Annotated in this window: 16 protein-coding genes; 6 read left to right on the top strand and 10 right to left on the bottom strand. The window is 48.5% G+C overall.

What is annotated here, in order from left to right:
• Nucleotides 1-4: 4 nt before the first annotated feature.
• The 3 genes from LLH06_RS04805 to LLH06_RS04795 all read right to left on the bottom strand — a co-directional run bounded on the left by LLH06_RS04805 (nt 5) and on the right by LLH06_RS04795 (nt 3,135).
• Nucleotides 5-1,399, bottom strand: a complete 1,395-nt coding sequence (locus tag LLH06_RS04805; RefSeq protein ID WP_228172128.1) for an HlyD family secretion protein — start codon at nt 1,397-1,399, stop codon at nt 5-7.
• A complete protein-coding gene (locus LLH06_RS04800) occupies nt 1,392-2,396 on the bottom strand; it encodes an ABC transporter transmembrane domain-containing protein (protein WP_228172127.1) in 1,005 nt (334 codons plus the stop codon). The genes LLH06_RS04805 and LLH06_RS04800 overlap by 8 nt, the downstream gene beginning before the upstream one ends.
• 391 nt (nt 2,397-2,787) lie before the next feature.
• Nucleotides 2,788-3,135, bottom strand: coding sequence for a hypothetical protein (locus tag LLH06_RS04795; RefSeq protein ID WP_228172126.1), 348 nt, complete (start codon nt 3,133-3,135; stop codon nt 2,788-2,790).
• Nucleotides 3,136-3,222: 87 nt separating this feature from the next.
• Here LLH06_RS04795 and LLH06_RS04790 point away from each other — a divergent pair, with 87 nt between their 5' ends.
• The 3 genes from LLH06_RS04790 to LLH06_RS04780 all read left to right on the top strand — a co-directional run bounded on the left by LLH06_RS04790 (nt 3,223) and on the right by LLH06_RS04780 (nt 5,957).
• Nucleotides 3,223-3,642 carry a GNAT family N-acetyltransferase gene (locus LLH06_RS04790; protein ID WP_228172125.1) on the top strand — a complete coding sequence of 140 codons (420 nt, stop codon included), beginning with the start codon at nt 3,223-3,225 and terminating at the stop codon, nt 3,640-3,642.
• 221 nt (nt 3,643-3,863) lie between these two features.
• Entirely contained in the window at nt 3,864-4,979 is a 1,116-nt protein-coding gene (locus LLH06_RS04785; protein WP_228172124.1) for a M42 family metallopeptidase, read from the top strand.
• A gap of 81 nt (nt 4,980-5,060) precedes the next feature.
• Entirely contained in the window at nt 5,061-5,957 is an 897-nt protein-coding gene (locus LLH06_RS04780; protein ID WP_228172123.1) for a nucleotidyltransferase family protein, read from the top strand.
• A 55-nt stretch (nt 5,958-6,012) separates the two neighbouring features.
• Here LLH06_RS04780 and LLH06_RS04775 read toward each other — a convergent pair whose 3' ends face one another.
• The 3 genes from LLH06_RS04775 to LLH06_RS04765 are packed head-to-tail and all read right to left on the bottom strand — an operon-like array spanning nt 6,013 to nt 7,910.
• On the bottom strand, nt 6,013-6,411 hold the full coding sequence (locus LLH06_RS04775; RefSeq protein WP_228172122.1) for a DUF1634 domain-containing protein: 399 nt from the start codon (nt 6,409-6,411) through the stop codon (nt 6,013-6,015).
• 12 nt (nt 6,412-6,423) lie between these two features.
• Nucleotides 6,424-7,257, bottom strand: a complete 834-nt coding sequence (locus LLH06_RS04770) for a sulfite exporter TauE/SafE family protein (RefSeq protein ID WP_228172121.1) — start codon at nt 7,255-7,257, stop codon at nt 6,424-6,426.
• Nucleotides 7,258-7,268: 11 nt separating this feature from the next.
• On the bottom strand, nt 7,269-7,910 hold the full coding sequence (locus tag LLH06_RS04765; RefSeq protein WP_228172120.1) for a FadR/GntR family transcriptional regulator: 642 nt from the start codon (nt 7,908-7,910) through the stop codon (nt 7,269-7,271).
• 192 nt (nt 7,911-8,102) lie between these two features.
• Between LLH06_RS04765 and LLH06_RS04760 the strand changes: the two genes are divergently transcribed.
• Nucleotides 8,103-10,364 carry a glycoside hydrolase family 31 protein gene (locus LLH06_RS04760; RefSeq protein WP_228172119.1) on the top strand — a complete coding sequence of 754 codons (2,262 nt, stop codon included), beginning with the start codon at nt 8,103-8,105 and terminating at the stop codon, nt 10,362-10,364.
• Between the two features lie 73 nt (nt 10,365-10,437).
• On the opposite strand, the gene LLH06_RS04755 is transcribed toward LLH06_RS04760, so the two are convergent.
• A complete protein-coding gene (locus LLH06_RS04755) occupies nt 10,438-10,614 on the bottom strand; it encodes a histone H1 (RefSeq protein ID WP_228172118.1) in 177 nt (58 codons plus the stop codon).
• Nucleotides 10,615-11,028: 414 nt separating this feature from the next.
• Nucleotides 11,029-12,279 carry an aminotransferase class I/II-fold pyridoxal phosphate-dependent enzyme gene (locus LLH06_RS04750; protein ID WP_228172117.1) on the bottom strand — a complete coding sequence of 417 codons (1,251 nt, stop codon included), beginning with the start codon at nt 12,277-12,279 and terminating at the stop codon, nt 11,029-11,031.
• Nucleotides 12,280-12,481: 202 nt separating this feature from the next.
• On the opposite strand from LLH06_RS04750, the gene LLH06_RS04745 reads away from it, so the two are divergent.
• Nucleotides 12,482-13,273, top strand: coding sequence for a glucose 1-dehydrogenase (locus tag LLH06_RS04745; RefSeq protein ID WP_228172116.1), 792 nt, complete (start codon nt 12,482-12,484; stop codon nt 13,271-13,273).
• A gap of 82 nt (nt 13,274-13,355) precedes the next feature.
• Here LLH06_RS04745 and LLH06_RS04740 read toward each other — a convergent pair whose 3' ends face one another.
• Nucleotides 13,356-14,252 carry a winged helix-turn-helix domain-containing protein gene (locus tag LLH06_RS04740; RefSeq protein WP_228172115.1) on the bottom strand — a complete coding sequence of 299 codons (897 nt, stop codon included), beginning with the start codon at nt 14,250-14,252 and terminating at the stop codon, nt 13,356-13,358.
• Nucleotides 14,253-14,354: 102 nt separating this feature from the next.
• Between LLH06_RS04740 and LLH06_RS04735 the strand changes: the two genes are divergently transcribed.
• Complete coding sequence (locus tag LLH06_RS04735; protein ID WP_228172114.1) at nt 14,355-15,038, top strand: YceI family protein; 684 nt, start codon at nt 14,355-14,357, stop codon at nt 15,036-15,038.
• A 124-nt stretch (nt 15,039-15,162) separates the two neighbouring features.
• Here LLH06_RS04735 and ftsZ read toward each other — a convergent pair whose 3' ends face one another.
• Entirely contained in the window at nt 15,163-16,776 is a 1,614-nt protein-coding gene (gene ftsZ, locus LLH06_RS04730; RefSeq protein WP_228172113.1) for a cell division protein FtsZ, read from the bottom strand.
• Nucleotides 16,777-16,901 lie beyond the last annotated feature (125 nt).

Raw genomic sequence — 16,901 nt, 5'->3', positions numbered from 1 at the left:
GTCCTTACTTTTCTTTATCACTTTTCGACTCTTTGTCCTTCTCCTTTACTTTTTCAGCATCGGGTTCTTTCTCCAGGCTTGGCGGAAAACCGTTCAGCTGTCGCCAGATCTCATACCATACCGGTACCGAGCGTAGGATCACGCGGCCGTAAACACCCGAGCCCTGACGCAGTTGCGGTGGCCATGGCTCATCGTTCTTAGGTACAGGGTTAGCCTGTTTCACCAGCAAACGGTACTTACCACCCGAACTGCTCACCTTGTCTATGGAGAATACCTTACCGGCAAATGTTCCCACGGCTACCGATGGCCAGCCTGAGAATTGAATAGAAGGCCAACCTTCAAATTGTAACCTTACATCGCTGGTATCCAGGATCAGGGGCACGTCCATAGCGCTTACATAGATCTCGGCAGCGACCTGCGGATTCTTTGGTTGCAGCGTAGCGATAGATTCGCCCTCTTTGATGTTCTCGCCTATACCGGCCTTCAACGTTTTGACAACGAAGCCGCTTTGCGGGGCACGTACAACGTATAATCCACGGCGCACATCGATATTGGCGATGTCGTTACGCAGTTTGGCGATCTCGCCCTGTACGCCAGCGCGGCTGGATATGGCCGACCCCAGATCAGACTGTGCCTTGGCAAGCGTTTCCTGGTATTTGGCTTTAATGTTATCCAGGTCGATGCGGGCGTTCAGCAAATTTTGCTTCGAGTTGTTCAGCTTGTTCTGTTGGCTGATCACCTTGGCCCTGTCTTCCTGCAACTTTAACCTGCGCGATTCGATATCTGTTAGGGAGAACAACCCGTTACGGTAACCGGCTTCGTAACGCTCTAAACGTGCTTTACTTACATCGTAAAAGTTCTGTACGGCTACCAGGTCGGCCTGGTCAATGTCCACATAGTTCTGTGCCTGTTTAACTTTGTTCTCCGCCGCGCTAAGCTGGAAACGCAAACCATTTGTCAACGCGGCTATCTGGGCGTTAGTAGCCTCGATCTTACGTGCGTTGGCTTGTTCGCTGCCTTTTTTGGCATCAAGCTGTTCCTTTAAACGGATAGGCAGTTCAGGGTCAAAGTATGATTGGCTTGTCTCTGATATTACCAATATAGTATCACCCCTTTTGACTTCCTGTCCTTCGCGCACGGCCCATTTCTCGATACGGCCACCGATCTGGTTCTGCACCGTTTGCGGGCGATCCTCAGGTCTTAAGGCGGTCACTGTTCCACGGCCGGGGATGGTCTGCCTCCAAGGCAGCATCAAAATGATCAGTATGCCGATCAAAACCCCGATCAATATGCGGCCGAACCGGCGTGCACCGTTCACGGTCATCACCATTTTTGCCGACCTTGTCGACATATCCTGCCAGTTCTCTAATTTCTCTAAGAGCTTTGCTTCCTTATTCATGATCTATAGCTCCTTCCTCCAGTTCCAGATCGGTCACCACGGCCAGTTTCTCGGCGCCGGTCACCATATCGAACACGGTATTCATATTGGTCATCAGCTTTTCGATAGCATAGCTGATCTGCACGATGATCACCTCGGCAGCCACGAACTGACCGAATGACATTTGACGGGTGACCACAAAGTAAGATCCTAATAACAATAAGCCGCCCATCAAAAGTGTACGGATGGCCACAGCACTTGCAAAAAAGCGCTTCAGGATAGAGAAGTGATCATTACGGGCATGCAGGTAGCGTGAAGTGATCTCATCAGTATTTTCGATCACTTCATCGCGTTTAGCGCTTGATGAACGGTATGCTTCAAGATCATAAGCCACCTCTTCCAGGTATGCCACCAGTTCATACTTGTATTCTGATTCTTCGATACTGGTCTCGACACCTGACCTGAAATACAGCGCTAGGATGATCACCACGGCCAAGATCACTAGTATACCGAAAGCGATAAAGAATGGATGATAGAACGACAGCAAAATGGCACTGAAAAAGATCTGTACCGCTGCGGCAACAATGTCTACCAGTAGTTTGGTCAGTCCTTTTTGAATGGTCAATATATCAAAGAAACGATTGAGCAGCTCGGCAGGATTTTCTCCTTCCATAGCCTCTCTTTTAATGCGAGGTAAGCGATAGGCGAACTCGATGGCCATTTTGGCGAATATCTTTTGTTCGATCACCTCCACTAATGAGAGTTGCCCAATGAGCAACAAACCACCCACCACTATACCCATCAGGATCACACCTATGAGCACGTAAGTGGAGCTGTACATGGCTCCGTTAGATAAAAGGTTGAACACCGCGGTGGTACCCAGCGGCAGGGTGAGGCCAATAAGGCCAATAAAGATCGCGTAAATAAATATATAGTTGATAGTGGAGCTCTCGTAGCGCAGTATGCGCACCAGGCGTTGCCATGGCGTGAGCACCCCTTTATGATGTTCTTTTTTCATTGTCTATCGCTTGTTCAAATTACTTCGGGTGTGTTTTCCAAAGCTTATGGACATTGATGTTATTATAATTGTTTGCGGGGATGATAATATTTTTATAAATACCCGATACACTATACCGTTAAGGATAATTGAGTACGCAGGACAGGCCGGGAAGCCATATAGCCGTTAGTTGTGTCGGTCAATAATATGTTGCCAATAAGCACCAATGAGCAAGTCTCATACGTATGCCATAAACTAAGCTTCAAGCCTCATAAAGGCCTTTGTCTTGGTCAAAGCTAACAGGGCATACTATGTTTTGTAGGTATGACGAGCAAAGTAATATGGCATACTTTAGCATAAAGCGCGAGATGCACCTGTACCTAAATGGACATACTAAATGACCGGGAACGGCTTACGCCAGCACAACGTCGGGAGGAGGGGTGGGCACTGTAGAGTGATAACCTGGCTGATAGATGCCATGCCCAAACTGAATATGTAGCTTATTATCGATGGATATCAATACCAGAACGGGCTCGTAGATGTGCTGGATATCCTCGTCGAAGAACTTTTTCTCTTTGGCGGCCTCTTTTTCAAGGTCATCCTTATCGTTCTTGTTCTCGTTCTCCAACTGCATGATCACCGCAGCTACCGTTTTGTTATTGAGCGATAGAAACACGGGCGCTACTGAAATGATCATCTTTGCAACAAAGATCATCATGAACAGCAGGCATACCAATAGTTTGTAGGTCCGTAGTTTCATCTATACAAAAATACCGTTTTTTATTGAACTACGATGATGGCAATTTAGTATAATTACAAAGCTTTACTTTTCTTTAACATCACTTTAATGCTGAACGACGTCTCCATAGAGCAGATACGCCCCCAACTTACCTGGCAGCTACGCCGCGATGTCCTGTACCCTACTGAGCACCTGTCGGCCATGCAAATGGAGGAAGATCTGGACGGGTGGCACTTTGGTGCTTTTTACCATGACCAGCTTATTGGCGTGGTATCACTGTTTCAGGATGGAGATAGTTTTCAATTCCGCAAATTCGCGGTAAGGGCTGATATGCAGGGGCAAAAGGTGGGAGATATGATGCTGAAGCACCTGATCAACTTTGCCGTTACAGGCGGCGGGCACACCCTGTGGTGCAATGCCCGGCTGAGTGCTACGGGTTTCTACCTTAAAGCCGGGTTTGCTCATACCGGCCGGTTCTTCTCCAAAAATGGTTTCGACTACGAGATACTGGAACGACCGATACCATAAAAAAAGACCGGATGGCCTTGCACCGTCCGGTCTTTGAAACTATTAACTCCTGAAATTTTACTCAGGGCAAAGTAACCGCGCTGCTGTGAACTTGATATTAACTCTGTAAGAACTTTGACTCCATCATACCGCAACTGAACGCGACCATTCGGTGACACACTGCCATAAGATTTGGGCGGGGGACATCTTTTTCTATATTTGCCTTTACATATACCATAAACATGGCCGAAAACACCGACGAAAAACCACAGCACATCAGCGTGGTGACCGAAGAGTCGTTATCCTTCTTCGAAAAATATATCAACAACCCCTCTCCCACCGGTTTTGAGTGGGAAGGTCAAAAGCTTTGGCTCGACTACCTGCGCCCTTACATCGACACGCATTATGTAGATAACTACGGTACCGCGGTGGGCATTATCAACCCAAAAGCCGAGTACAAAGTGGTGATCGAGGCCCACGCCGACGAGATCTCGTGGTTCGTGAATTACATTACCAATGATGGTTTGATCTATGTGATCCGTAACGGTGGATCCGACCACCAGATCGCTCCATCAAAACGGGTGAATATTCATACCGATAAAGGTGTGGTTAAAGCCGTATTTGGCTGGCCTGCCATTCACACCCGGTCAGGCGGAGAAAAGGAAGAATCTCCTACCTTAAAGAACATCTTTTTAGATTGCGGCTGCACCAGTAAGGATGAAGTGGAGGCCATGGGCATCCACGTAGGCTGTGTGATCACTTATGAAGATGAGTTCACCGTATTAAATAACCGCTACTATGTAGGTCGTGCGCTGGACAACCGTGCCGGTGGCTTCATGATCGCTGAGGTCGCTCGTTTGTTGAAAGAGAATAATGTAAAACTGCCATTCGGCCTGTACATCGTTAACGCCGTACAGGAAGAGATAGGCCTGCGCGGTGCTGAGATGATCGCCCACAAGATCAAACCTCATGTGGCTATCATTACTGACGTTACGCATGATACCCAAACGCCTATGATCAATAAGATCACCCAAGGCGATCTGGCTTGTGGCCGTGGTCCGGTAGTGTCATACGCTCCTGCCGTGCAGAACAACCTGAACAAGTTGCTGATCGAATCGGCTCAAAAAGCATCCATACCGTTCCAGCGCCAGGCTTCTTCTCGCTCTACCGGCACCGATACTGATGCCTTTGCGTATTCTAACGATGGCGTTCCTTCGGCACTGATCTCGTTACCGTTGCGCTACATGCACACCACGGTAGAGATGATCCATAAGGAAGATGTGGACAACGTGATCCGACTGATCTATGAAACGTTGCTTAATATCAAACCCGGACAAGACTTTAGATATATTAAATAATTATTAATATTACACCAAACTAATCACTTAACGACACGTATATAAGGCTTACTGCTCTTATTTAAGTATTTTTACTGCATTATGAAACCAACATTACTGATATTGGCCGCCGGTATGGCCAGCCGTTATGGAAGCATGAAACAGGTGGATGGCTTTGGCCCTAACGGCGAGACCATCATCGACTATTCGATATATGACGCGATCAAAGCCGGCTTTGGCAAGGTTAGCTTTATCATCCGCGAGGAGTTCCAGGAGCCTTTCAAAGCTATATTTGAGCCTAAACTGGCCGGACGTATCGAAACCGATTACGTATTTCAGAACTATGACCTTACCCAATACGGTATCGATAAAACGGTTGAGCGTGCTAAGCCTTGGGGCACTGCACATGCAGTATTAGCTGCCCGCAACCAGGTAAATGAGCCATTTTGCGTGATCAACGCTGATGACTTTTATGGTTATGAGGCTTTCGAGAAAATGGCGCAATTCCTGACCACCGAGGTTAGCGATACCAACTACTCATTAATGGGTTACCAGATCGACCGTACCCTGAGCGATCACGGTTCAGTATCACGTGGTGTATGTAAAGTTGAGGACGGCAAAATGGTCGAGATCAACGAGCGTACCGACGTTTACTTTAAAGATGGTGACGTGTATTATAAAGATGCATCAGGCGAGCACCAGTTAGCTAACGATACCCGCGTATCAATGAACTTCTGGGGTTTCACTCCAGCCGTGTTCAAACAAAGCGAGCCGATGTTCAAAAAATTCGTTGACGCCAACGAGAACAATCCAAAAGCAGAGTTCTTCATCCCATTGGTAGCCGACGAACTGATCAAAACAGGACAAGCCTCTTTCAAGGTGATCCCTACCGGCAACAAATGGTTCGGCGTAACTTACAAAGAAGACAAACCGATCGTACAAGCCAGCATCAGCGAACTGGTGGCCAACGGCACCTACCCAGAGAAACTTTGGGAATAGTTGTTGTACTGAAACGATATATAAAGAGGCTGCCCAAAAGGCAGCCTCTTTTGTTTTAAACCTTCAACCCGCCAAATATGCTCGTCATCATAACACCCAGTACGATCAGGGTGATGAATATGTAGAGCTTGTCCTTTTCCAAAGCAAAGGCAAATAGCGAAAGCACGATCCGTAGTATAGGGGTAGCGATTAGGATGAGTACACCCAATTGCACCACTTCGGCTGGATCAAATGCTGCGGCGCCTTTGAATATGCCGTTGAACGTGGTGTATCCGGCACCCTCACCCGCAAATTGGCTGTAGTCGGGCATTACGTTGCTGCCGTGAGTTTTTAGGTACAGCGCACCGCCGACCAAAGCCACCAAGCTTGCGGTGACCACGCCATAACGGAGCAGTTGTCCTACCAGTTGTTCTACGTCGTTATCATTCACTAATATACTTTCGTTCTTTTTCATGGTGATGGTGCGTTAAAATTTGTGTTGAATGCCGTTGTACATCATTTGTAAGGCCACAAAGGTGATGGCGATGCAAAATATATAGCGGAGGGTCTGCGGGTTCATCCGCATCAGGAGCTTGGATCCGGTGAACGAGCCGCCCAATACCCCCAGTATTACCGGAAAAGCCAGACCGGGGTCCATGTATCCGCGTTGCAGATACACAACGGCACTGGCCGCAGCGGTAACACCGATCATAAAGTTGCTGGTAGTGGTACTCACTTTGAAAGGTATGCGCATGGCTGTATCCATTGCCAATACCTTCAATGCTCCCGAGCCGATACCCAACAGGCCCGAGAGCACTCCCGCTACGGTCATCATCGAGAACCCTGCGCCCACATTGGTAAGCTTGTAGGCTACCTCGCCATCTTTTGTGGGATAAGTACTGTTCAATTTCAGCAAATACGAAAGATTGCTACCCTCGGTAAGCACCTCCTGGTTCTTTTTACGAAGTGTCATAGCAGCCGAGAACATGAGCACAGCGCCGAACAGTATGGCAATGGTATTGGTAGGCGTATATACTGCGATCAATGCGCCCAACACGGCGCCGATCGTAGTAGCGATCTCCAGGAACATCCCCAACCGGATATTGGTAATACCTTCTTTAACGTAAGCGCTTGCCGAACCCGACGAGGTAGCGATAGAAGCCAGCAGTGCAGCACCGATGGCATAGCGCAGGTCGACGCCGAACACTAAGGTGAGTAAGGGGATGATCACTACGCCGCCGCCTAAACCGGTGAGCGAGCCCAGCAACCCTGCCACGTAAGCGCCCACGAGCAATATGAGGCTGAATGTTAGTATGGTCATAAATAGGATAGTTAATAGTTGTTATCTAATATCTTTTGCATGGTTGCCTGGGCTTGTTTGCTCTTCCCATCTTTAATGGCATTGTAAAGGTCCTCGTGCAGGTGGTGGCTGATCGCGAACAAGCCGATGCCGCGTTCCTCCCTTCTTGAAAAAAAATCGCGGATGATCGTGGTGAAACCTTCGTACAGATCTGCCAGCACGCGATTGCCCGATGCTCTGGCGATAGCCACATGAAAAGCGATATCGGCATCCATGCAAGCCGCACGGTCCTCGTGCTGTATGGCTTGCTTGCGTTTATCGAGACTCTCCTTCATGGCCTGCAATTGGTCCGCATCTCTATTCTTGACGGCCAGCGCCACGATCTCGCGGTCAAGGAAACTGCGTGCTGCGTTGATCTCGTCCAGGTCGGCGCGGCGGAGCTTGCTATCGATGGTCTCGGCGGGGCGGTGTTGCGCCACGGTAGTGCCCCTGCCCTGGCGTACCTGCAATAGCCCGGCAATGGAAAGGGCCTTGATCGCTTCGCGTATGGTAGATCGGCCTACGCCGTAGCGCTCCATCAACTCAGGTTCCGGCGGCATCAGGGTACCGGGCGTAAAGGTTCCGGTACTGATATCATCGCGGATCTTATCACTTATCTGATCACTCAGTCTCATGGCGTACATTTAACGATACAAACATATGATGTTTTAACTAAACATCATATGTTTTGTTTCAGATATTTCATTTTGCTGACGTTGCATGACATCTATGTAAGTTAATTAGTAGCGTACGAATCAAAACTATGGCTCGCCGTGAGGGTTTTATGAACGGTTAACGTACATTTAGCTAAACCATAATACCACCCAATGGATTACAAAATATTAGGTAACACACAAAGCGTTCAGCAAGCCGCAGGCCGGTTAACGATCACCACCGCCGAAGCCACGGCACTGATCACGGTATATAGCCCTACTGTCATTAGGGTCAACATCACCCGCAATGTGCAGGATGCTGATGCTTCTTTTGCGGTGATCCGTGAGCCGCTTGGCCAGATCGAACATCAGGAGACCGACACCGAAGTGATAGTGACCACAGATGCACTGACCTTACGCATTAGCAAGGACCCATTGCGCTTTGCCTTTTACACGCCTGACGGCAAGTTGCTGAGTAAGGACGATGAGCGCTTTGGCACCAGCTGGCAAAATAGCCGCGTGATCAATCACCGTGAGCTGAACCCGGATGAACGCTTCATTGGCCTGGGCGAAAAGGTGGGCGACCTTAACCGCAGGGCCAGCTCATTCACCAACTGGAACACCGACGCGTCAGACCACACGCCCAAGACCGACCCGCTATACGAGACCTTTCCATTCTTCATTGGTATCCACAGCGGCCTTACTTATGGACTCTTCCTTGATAATACTCATAAAAGCTACTTTGACTTTGCCGCCTCGTGCGACGACCAGTTCATTTGGCTGGGAGCCGATGATGGCGACCTAAACTATTACTTTTTTGGTGCGCAAACCGTGCCTGGCATCATTGAGGACCTGACCTGGCTGACCGGCCGTATGGAAATGCCACCGCTGTGGAGCCTGGGCTACCAGCAATGTCGCTGGAGCTATATGTCGGCCAATGAAGTGTTGGATGTGGCTTCCAAGTTCCGCGAGCATAACGTGCCTGCCGATGTGATGTATTGCGACATCGACTACATGGAGGGTTTCAAGATCTTTACCTGGAACCAGGAGACCTTTGCCGATCCCAAGGCCTTTATTGACAAGTTGAAAGCAATGAACTTTAAGCTGGTGACCATCGTGGATCCGGGTATCAAGGTGGAGAAAGGGTATCAGCAGTACGATGAAGGTGTGGAGAAAGGCTATTTTGCCACCTATCCTAACGGCGAAAATTACATTGGTGAGGTATGGCCGGGCCGCTGCCACTTCCCTGACTTTTTTAGGGAGGATGTACGGGAATGGTGGGGCGCTGCCTTTACGGCGCTGACCGACCCTGGCGTAGAAGGCTTTTGGAACGATATGAATGAGCCTGCCGTATGGAATCAGAACATACCTTGGATCGTGAAATTTGGAGACAAATTCATGCCTGAGGTACGTAACGTATATGGCATGATGATGGCCAAGGCCACTTATGATGGCACCCGCAAGATATTGGGTAACAAACGACCGTTCGTACTTACCAGGGCGGCCTATACGGGTACGCAACGTTTCTCGGCCGTGTGGACGGGCGATAACACCGCTACCGATGAGCACCTGTTATTAGGCGCACGCCTGGTGAACAGCTTAGGCGTAAGCGGGATGGCCTTCGTGGGTGTAGATATCGGCGGTTTCAGTGGCAACCCAACGCCTGAGATGATGGTGCGCTGGAACTCCTTAGGCGTATTTACACCAATGTACCGCAATCATTCCATCAAAGATTCTGACTACCGCGAGCCGTGGCAGTATGGTGAACAAAACCTCGAGCTGATCCGCCACTCCATTGAGCAGCGTTATCGCTTATTGCCATACCTTTACTCCCTGTTTTACGAGACCACTCTTACCGGTATGCCGGTTTGCCGCACACTGGCGATCGATCATCCGCATGATGCGGCCATATACTACAAAGACTATCAAGATCAGTTCATGTTCGGTCCGGGGCTGCTGGTGGCACCAGTGATCAGCACGGTCACCACAGCCAAGGTATACCTCCCTTGCGGCGATTGGTACCGCTTTGGTTCTGATGAACGCTACACGGGCGGACAGGAACACACCGTAGATGCGCCGTTGAGCGATATGCCGGTGTTTGCTAAAGCCGGAGCGATCATACCGATGCAGAACGTGATACAAAGCACCCAGGACGCCGGCGATGGCGTACTGACCTTACACGTTTGGAGCGGCAATGATATGACCGACCTGGTGTATTATGAAGACGACGGCCACACTTACAACTACCAACAAGGCCAAAAGCATGTACGCACCATCACTTTTGATCCCGCAGCAGGCAAATTGATCCTTACAGCGGCCGAAGGTAGCTTTACCTCTCGCTTCCATACTTTGGAAGTGACACTCCATGGCTTTGATGCCGGCCGGTCGGTACAGCCGGTCAACTATGTGAACGATGAGATAGTGATCGATCTGTGAACACGATGATATAGAACAAAAAAGCCGGTCCTCTAAATAATAGAGGACCGGCTTTTTTATAAGTAATAAAGTACTAAGCTTTGTTCTTGGTGTCTTGTACTTCAAGGCGGATAGCCTGAGCCAGGTTTTTAAGGTCCTGCATACCTTTACGCACACGCGTACCGGCTGCACTGTTACCTTTAGTATAAAATTTGTCGGCATCGGCTTCTAATGAAGCAATAAGTTCTTTTACCTGGTTAAATTTTTCCATGTTGAGTCACTCCTTTTAAAGATTGAGGTTTAATTGTTTTAACTAAGGCTAATCTAACTTGATTTTTCAAAAAAAGAAAATTTTGAGAGCCAAAAAAACGCCCTTAAAGCACGTTTTGAACACTTTATCAATGTTGCACGGCTTTTGATCAAATAATAATATAGATGGAAGCGTTTAAATTAAATTTTTGCAATAAACCAGAGTATAAATACGCACATTTTGAGGCACTTGCCGCACAAATAGAGCGCGTTTAGTGAATATACGCTCAGTGAAATGTCGGCAACGCGCATCGTGGCTGCGTGCAAAGGGTTCATGATAATGAAGATCGCGTATTCGCTAACCAATAATGCAACAACACGAAAGCCCCTTGCACGGTCATGCAAGGGGCTTTCTCTTTATATTGGCTATAGAGTATTAAGCCAAAGCCATCGAGTTCTCTTTTTCTTTATAGTGGCCGTCCTTAAGTTTCTGCGCTACTTCGCTGTAAGCGTCCAGCGTACGTTGTACATCCTCCAAGGTATGGGTAGCCGTTGGGATCAGGCGCAACACGATCAACCCTTTAGGGATCACCGGATACACCACGATCGAGCAAAAGATACCGTAGTTCTCGCGCAGGTCGCGGGTCAGGCTGGTGGCTTCGTAAAGATCACCTTTCAGGAACACTGGCGTTACCATGGTATTGGTCTTGCCGATATCAAAACCACGCTCTTTTAAACCTGCCTGCAGGGTGCGGGCAATGGTCCAAAGTTTTTCGCGCAGTTCAGGTTTGCTTTTTAAAAGCTCAAAGCGTTTATGCAGGCCCATCACCATTGGCATTGGTAATGCCTTGGCAAAGGTTTGCGAACGCATGTTGTAGCGCATATAAGCAATAATGTCCGCCTTAGCGGCCACAAAGGCGCCTATACCGGCCATTGATTTAGCGAACGTACCAAAGTAAACGTCAACGCCTTCCATACAATCCTGCTCCTCGTGTGTACCGGCACCGGTGGCACCCATGGTACCAAAACCATGCGCATCATCGATCAGCAGGCGGAAGTTATATTTCTCTTTTAAGGCAACGATCTCTTTCAGTTTACCCTGAGCGCCCGACATACCAAATACACCTTCGGTGATCACCAGGATACCACCACCGGTCTGCTCAGCCAGTTTGGTGGCACGCTCCATTTGTTTCTCGAAGCTCTCGATATCATTATGCTGGTAAACATAACGCTTACCCATGTGCAGGCGCACACCATCAATGATACAGGCATGTGACTCAGCATCATACACGATCACATCATTACGATCCACCAGTGTATCAATGATCGATACCATGCCCTGATAGCCGTAGTTGAGCAAAAAGCCGGCTTCCATGCCTACAAATTCGGCAAGGCCCTGCTCTAACGATTCATGATGCTTGGTGTTACCCGACATCATACGCGCCCCCATTGGGTAGGCTAAACCGTATTCGGCCGCCGCTTGCGCATCAGCCTCACGTACCTCAGGATGATTGGCTAAACCCAGATAGTTGTTCAGGCTCCAAACCAAATGCTCTTTGCCGTTGAAATTCATATGGGCCGAGATCTCGCCTTCCAGCTTAGGGAAAGAGAAATAACCATGCGACCATTTTTGGTGCATCCCTATCGGGCCACCTAAATTTTTCGATATTTTGTCAAATAGATCCAAAGTATTCCTAATCTGATATCAACCGCAAATATAGCACTTTACATTGTACCAAAGCCCGTTATAACTTTTTATGATAGCTTATAACACGATAATCTTTTGATGTTAGTGCCGCTCCAACCCCAGCTCATTATCTAAATGCGTAAGCACTTACAAACAAAGTTGATCATATAGATGTTCAAACATTAAATCAATTCATATTGTCATGAGTGACCTGAAAAATAAAGTGATCATTATTACAGGAGCAGCTATGGGTCTGGGTTTGGCCACTGCTCTTGAAGCTGCCGCTACTGGCGCCAAGCTATCATTGGTAGACTATAATGCCGAAGCCTTGGAAAAAGCCAAGGCTGATATATTGGAAAAATATCCGGACACCGAAGTGCTGACCGTTACCGCGGATACCTCTGATGAAGAGGCAGTGAAGAATTATGTACAAAGTACGGTGGACAAATACGGCACCATTGATGGCTTTTATAACAATGCCGGCATTGAAGGCAAACAGGCACCATTGGCCGAATACGACCTGGAGGTTTTCAAGAAGGTGATCGACATTAATTTGCTGGGCGTTTACTTTGGTATTAAACACGTACTGCCGCATATGCAGGCAAAAAATTACGGCCGCATCGTTAACGTGGCATCGGTAGGTGGTATACGCGGGGTGATGAATCAAACCCCTTATGTGGCCACCAAACATGCCGTGGCAGGTATCACCAAGAACACCGCATTGGAGTATGCCCGCTTCGGGATCACGGCCAACGCCATTGCGCCGGGTGCCATATTGACACCAATGGTGGCCGGAGCCTTTAAACAAGTTAACCCGAGCGATCCCGCCGCAGCCGAGGCCGAATACGCCAAAGCCAACCCTACCAAGCGTTTGGGTAAGCCCGAAGAGGTGGCCAAGGTAGTTTGCTTTTTGCTAAGCGATGCCTGCAGCTACGTGAATGGACAGGTGATCGCCATTGATGGCGGCCAGTCGAACAGTTACGGAAACGTGTAAGTGCGCTACAATTATTTGTTCTGAACAGCAAAGGCCCGGTCTAACTGACCGGGCCTTTGCTATTCATGCGTATAGGCACAACTTAATGAGCATCGACCTCCAATCTATAACCCTTGCCACGTACCACTACCAACTTGATATTGGGATCGCATTCCAGTTTTTTTCTGAGCTTGGAGATGAACATATCCAGACTTCGGCCAACGATCACGCCTTCGTCCTCCCATATCTCTTTTTGTAACCGGGCGCGCTCAATGGTAATGTTGGGTGATCGGGCAAAGATGTGAAGCAGCCGGGTCTCCGTGCCGGTGAGATCGATCGCAGTATCGCTTACGATCAGCTTCCTGCCTTTGGGGTCGAATCGCAGGCCACCTATACTCAATGACTCCTCATCCCGCAACACTTCTGCTTTTGGCTTTGGTGATCTTGGCGAACGAAGAAAGATGAATCCCACAAAGGCGAGCACCGGTAAGCCGCCTAACAGGTATCCATTGTTCAACCTGCCTTTTGAAGCGGGGCCGAACGTAACATTGATCATGTAGCGGGCCTTTGGCTGTTTCCTGCCAATGCAGGTCACAATGTCCTGCTCTTTATCCTTCGATATAGCATAGCCATATACCACGCGGTGATCATCGCCATTCAAAACGTTCACCACCAATTCTGACGCTACCGGCTCGCCGTTCAATACACCTCTTGAAATATTGATCAATGATGCCGGCTCGAAGGCGAGCGCGCTCTCGAAGCTGAACTGGTATTGGTTACTGCTGATCTTTTGTATGGGTAGCACCCTCGAGGTATCATCGCCAGCCTGTAGCAAGAGTTGATGCCCCATTCGTCGAAGCAGTATCTCTCTCTTCAATACATCGGCACCATTACGCTCGGCAACACCAAAAGCCAGGCATATCACAGACAAGAACGACAACAGCCCGAAGGCAATAAGGTATCGGCGTCTATCATTGGCTGATCTTGTCCTATGTAACATATTATCAGAAGTTTATTTACAAAGTTTACAATTTAATTTACGATCCGGATCATGTACGCTGGTAGCCATCGAGATAATTTTGCTGATCAACTTTGATAAGATATGAAAAATAAAACAAGAGATCAGCACACGCCTGATTACCGCCCATTATTAACTTACTTGGCGATCATAGCCGCCCCGTGGCTGATCAGCTGCAATGAGCCTATGACAGGTAAAGCCAAAACCTCCGCCCCAGTGAGCACCCTTAGCTTACATGAAGGCGATGAACGTTACTACAAGGTCGACACCCGGGAAAGTGTGATCGGCTGGAAAGGCTCGAGCTTGATGGGTACTAATGACCATAACGGATACTTGTACCCCTCAAAAGGAGAACTAAAGATCGAGAACGGTCAGCTTACAGGCGGCGTGATCGAGATCGATATGAACTCGATGGAAGACAAGGATCATAAAAGCGACAATAAGCTGATCGCCCACCTCAAAAATGCTGACTTTTTTGACGTGGAGAAGTTCCCGATCTCGGAGATCACCATTACCAAGGTCACACCTACCAGCGGCCAAGATAAGCAGGTCACCGGCGATCTCACTATTAAGGGCATCACTCACCCGGTAACCTTTCCGGCACATATCAACATCGCCGGAAAACTGATCAAAGCTACCGGCCAATTGGTTATCGACCGCTCGAAATGGGATGTGCGCTACAAGTCCCAAAAGTTTTATGATCTGGTGGCCAAGCAGGCCATATCTGATTCGATCTGGTACCATATCAGTATCGTGGCTAAAAAGTAGGTGGTCGCGCTGATCATGCATCCTATGTGGTATCAGTGGCATAGCGCTTTTCAGATCACCTTTAAAACAAAATGGGCCTTTGTGAAGATCACAAAGGCCCATCTCTTTATTCCGAAAAGTTCACTTAGTCAACATTGTCGTGCAGGAACGAGTTGTTGCGGCGGATCTCAGGGTTGCCATCATTGTCTGACAGTGAGAATTTTGAGATCTGGCTCTCGTCAGATGCTGGCGTTTGGTGTAATGATATCTCCTTACGTTTGTAAGCAGGTACATTCTCTAACTCTTGGATGTTACCGTTACGCAGCTTCATGCTCAGGTCTTTTAGACGCATGATGCGCTCGCGTGACTTACGCAACTGCTCCTCGATAGATTCGTTGCTCTTGTTATCGTCCAAACCTACTACAGGGGCCGGTTCTGGCTCTGGTTCAGGTTGTGACACGTATGCAGGCTCTTCAGGTGCAGGAATGAAGTTCACATTCTCAGCAACTTTGTAAACCAGTTGATTCTCGTCCACTTCGGCTTCAGCTTGCGCTTCAGGCTCTTCCTGGATCAGGCTATGGCGTATGATCTTGTTGGCCTGCTCCTCTTGCTGTACCGACATATTGAACAGATCGCTCTGTTTTGGTGCAGCAGCTACAGGAGTAGCTTTCAAGGTGATCTCTTCTTCCTCTTTTATCGATGGTTTAACGAACTCGTTCACCGGGCGAACCAGTGGCGTGTTCTCAGGCACCAGCATCGAAATGATCTTTTTATTGCTTTCTTCGATGTCGCGCTCATCGTTGGTTTGGAAACCGGTAGCGATGATGGTCACCGAAAGCTTATCGCCTAATGATTCGTCAGTACAGTTACCCCAGATCAGGTCGGCAGCTAAACCGGCCTCTTCCTGTATGTAATCGGTAATGATGCTTACCTCGTCCATGGTCACCTCTTTGCCACCACCTGAACTAATGTTCAGCAGGATGTAGCGTGCACCCTCGATCTGGTTGTCTTTCAACAACGGAGATGACAAAGCACCTTCTACCGCACGGTGAGCACGATTCTCGCCCTCGGCCGAGTGGCTACCCATGATAGCCACACCGCTATCTTTCATTACGGTGCGCACATCCTTGAAATCGACGTTGATATAGCCCGGGAGGGTAATGATCTCGGCAATACCTTTGGCGGCCGTGGTCAATATATCATCGGCCTGTGCAAAGGCTGAGCCTAAGGTCAGGTTGCCGAATATCTGGCGCATCTTATCGTTCGAGATCACCAGGAACGAATCGACGTATTTTTTCAGTTCTTCCAAACCCTCTTCGGCTTGCATCTTACGACGCTTGCCTTCAAAAGAGAATGGTGTGGTCACGATACCCACGGTCAGGATGTCCATCTCACGTGCTGCTTTGGCAATGATCGGGCTGGCACCGGTACCGGTACCGCCACCCATACCTGCTGTAATGAACAGCATTTTGGTGTTGGTGCCTAACATGCGCTTTACGTCCTCGATGTTCTCGATGGCCGAGTTCTTGCCTACCTCAGGGATAGATCCGGCACCCATGCCCTCGGTCAAACTTGAACCCAATTGCACTTTGTTAGGTATAGGACTAAGCTCCAAAGCTTGCGCATCGGTGTTACAGATAATGAAATCAACACCGGTGATACCTTGCTTGTACATGTGGTTCACAGCGTTACCACCGCCACCGCCAACACCAACAACTTTGATGATCGACGATCTTTCTTTTAACATCTCAAACTGCATGTTACTAATTTTCAGGGTTATGTGAATAGATGGTTCCCTTGTTTAAAAGTACGTAATATTAATGCTTTTTACCTATAAGTTATCAACATTTCTTCAATTGTTAATAACTCTCGCAAGCGCTTTAA

The sequence above is a fragment of the Mucilaginibacter daejeonensis genome, assembly GCF_020783335.1.
GTDB classification, from domain to species: Bacteria; Bacteroidota; Bacteroidia; order Sphingobacteriales; family Sphingobacteriaceae; genus Mucilaginibacter; species Mucilaginibacter daejeonensis.
Note: the sequence above shows the minus strand (reverse complement) of the source record. Positions and strands in the feature narration are given on the sequence as shown.

Coding starts and splice junctions, on each gene's coding strand:
- LLH06_RS04805 (WP_228172128.1), bottom strand. CDS start 1,399: ATGAATAAGGAAGCAAAGCTCTTAGAGAAATTAGAGAACTGGCAGGAT.
- LLH06_RS04800 (WP_228172127.1), bottom strand. CDS start 2,396: ATGAAAAAAGAACATCATAAAGGGGTGCTCACGCCATGGCAACGCCTG.
- LLH06_RS04795 (WP_228172126.1), bottom strand. CDS start 3,135: ATGAAACTACGGACCTACAAACTATTGGTATGCCTGCTGTTCATGATG.
- LLH06_RS04790 (WP_228172125.1), top strand. CDS start 3,223: ATGCTGAACGACGTCTCCATAGAGCAGATACGCCCCCAACTTACCTGG.
- LLH06_RS04785 (WP_228172124.1), top strand. CDS start 3,864: ATGGCCGAAAACACCGACGAAAAACCACAGCACATCAGCGTGGTGACC.
- LLH06_RS04780 (WP_228172123.1), top strand. CDS start 5,061: ATGAAACCAACATTACTGATATTGGCCGCCGGTATGGCCAGCCGTTAT.
- LLH06_RS04775 (WP_228172122.1), bottom strand. CDS start 6,411: ATGAAAAAGAACGAAAGTATATTAGTGAATGATAACGACGTAGAACAA.
- LLH06_RS04770 (WP_228172121.1), bottom strand. CDS start 7,257: ATGACCATACTAACATTCAGCCTCATATTGCTCGTGGGCGCTTACGTG.
- LLH06_RS04765 (WP_228172120.1), bottom strand. CDS start 7,910: ATGAGACTGAGTGATCAGATAAGTGATAAGATCCGCGATGATATCAGT.
- LLH06_RS04760 (WP_228172119.1), top strand. CDS start 8,103: ATGGATTACAAAATATTAGGTAACACACAAAGCGTTCAGCAAGCCGCA.
- LLH06_RS04755 (WP_228172118.1), bottom strand. CDS start 10,614: ATGGAAAAATTTAACCAGGTAAAAGAACTTATTGCTTCATTAGAAGCC.
- LLH06_RS04745 (WP_228172116.1), top strand. CDS start 12,482: ATGAGTGACCTGAAAAATAAAGTGATCATTATTACAGGAGCAGCTATG.
- LLH06_RS04740 (WP_228172115.1), bottom strand. CDS start 14,252: ATGTTACATAGGACAAGATCAGCCAATGATAGACGCCGATACCTTATT.
- LLH06_RS04735 (WP_228172114.1), top strand. CDS start 14,355: ATGAAAAATAAAACAAGAGATCAGCACACGCCTGATTACCGCCCATTA.
- ftsZ (WP_228172113.1), bottom strand. CDS start 16,776: ATGCAGTTTGAGATGTTAAAAGAAAGATCGTCGATCATCAAAGTTGTT.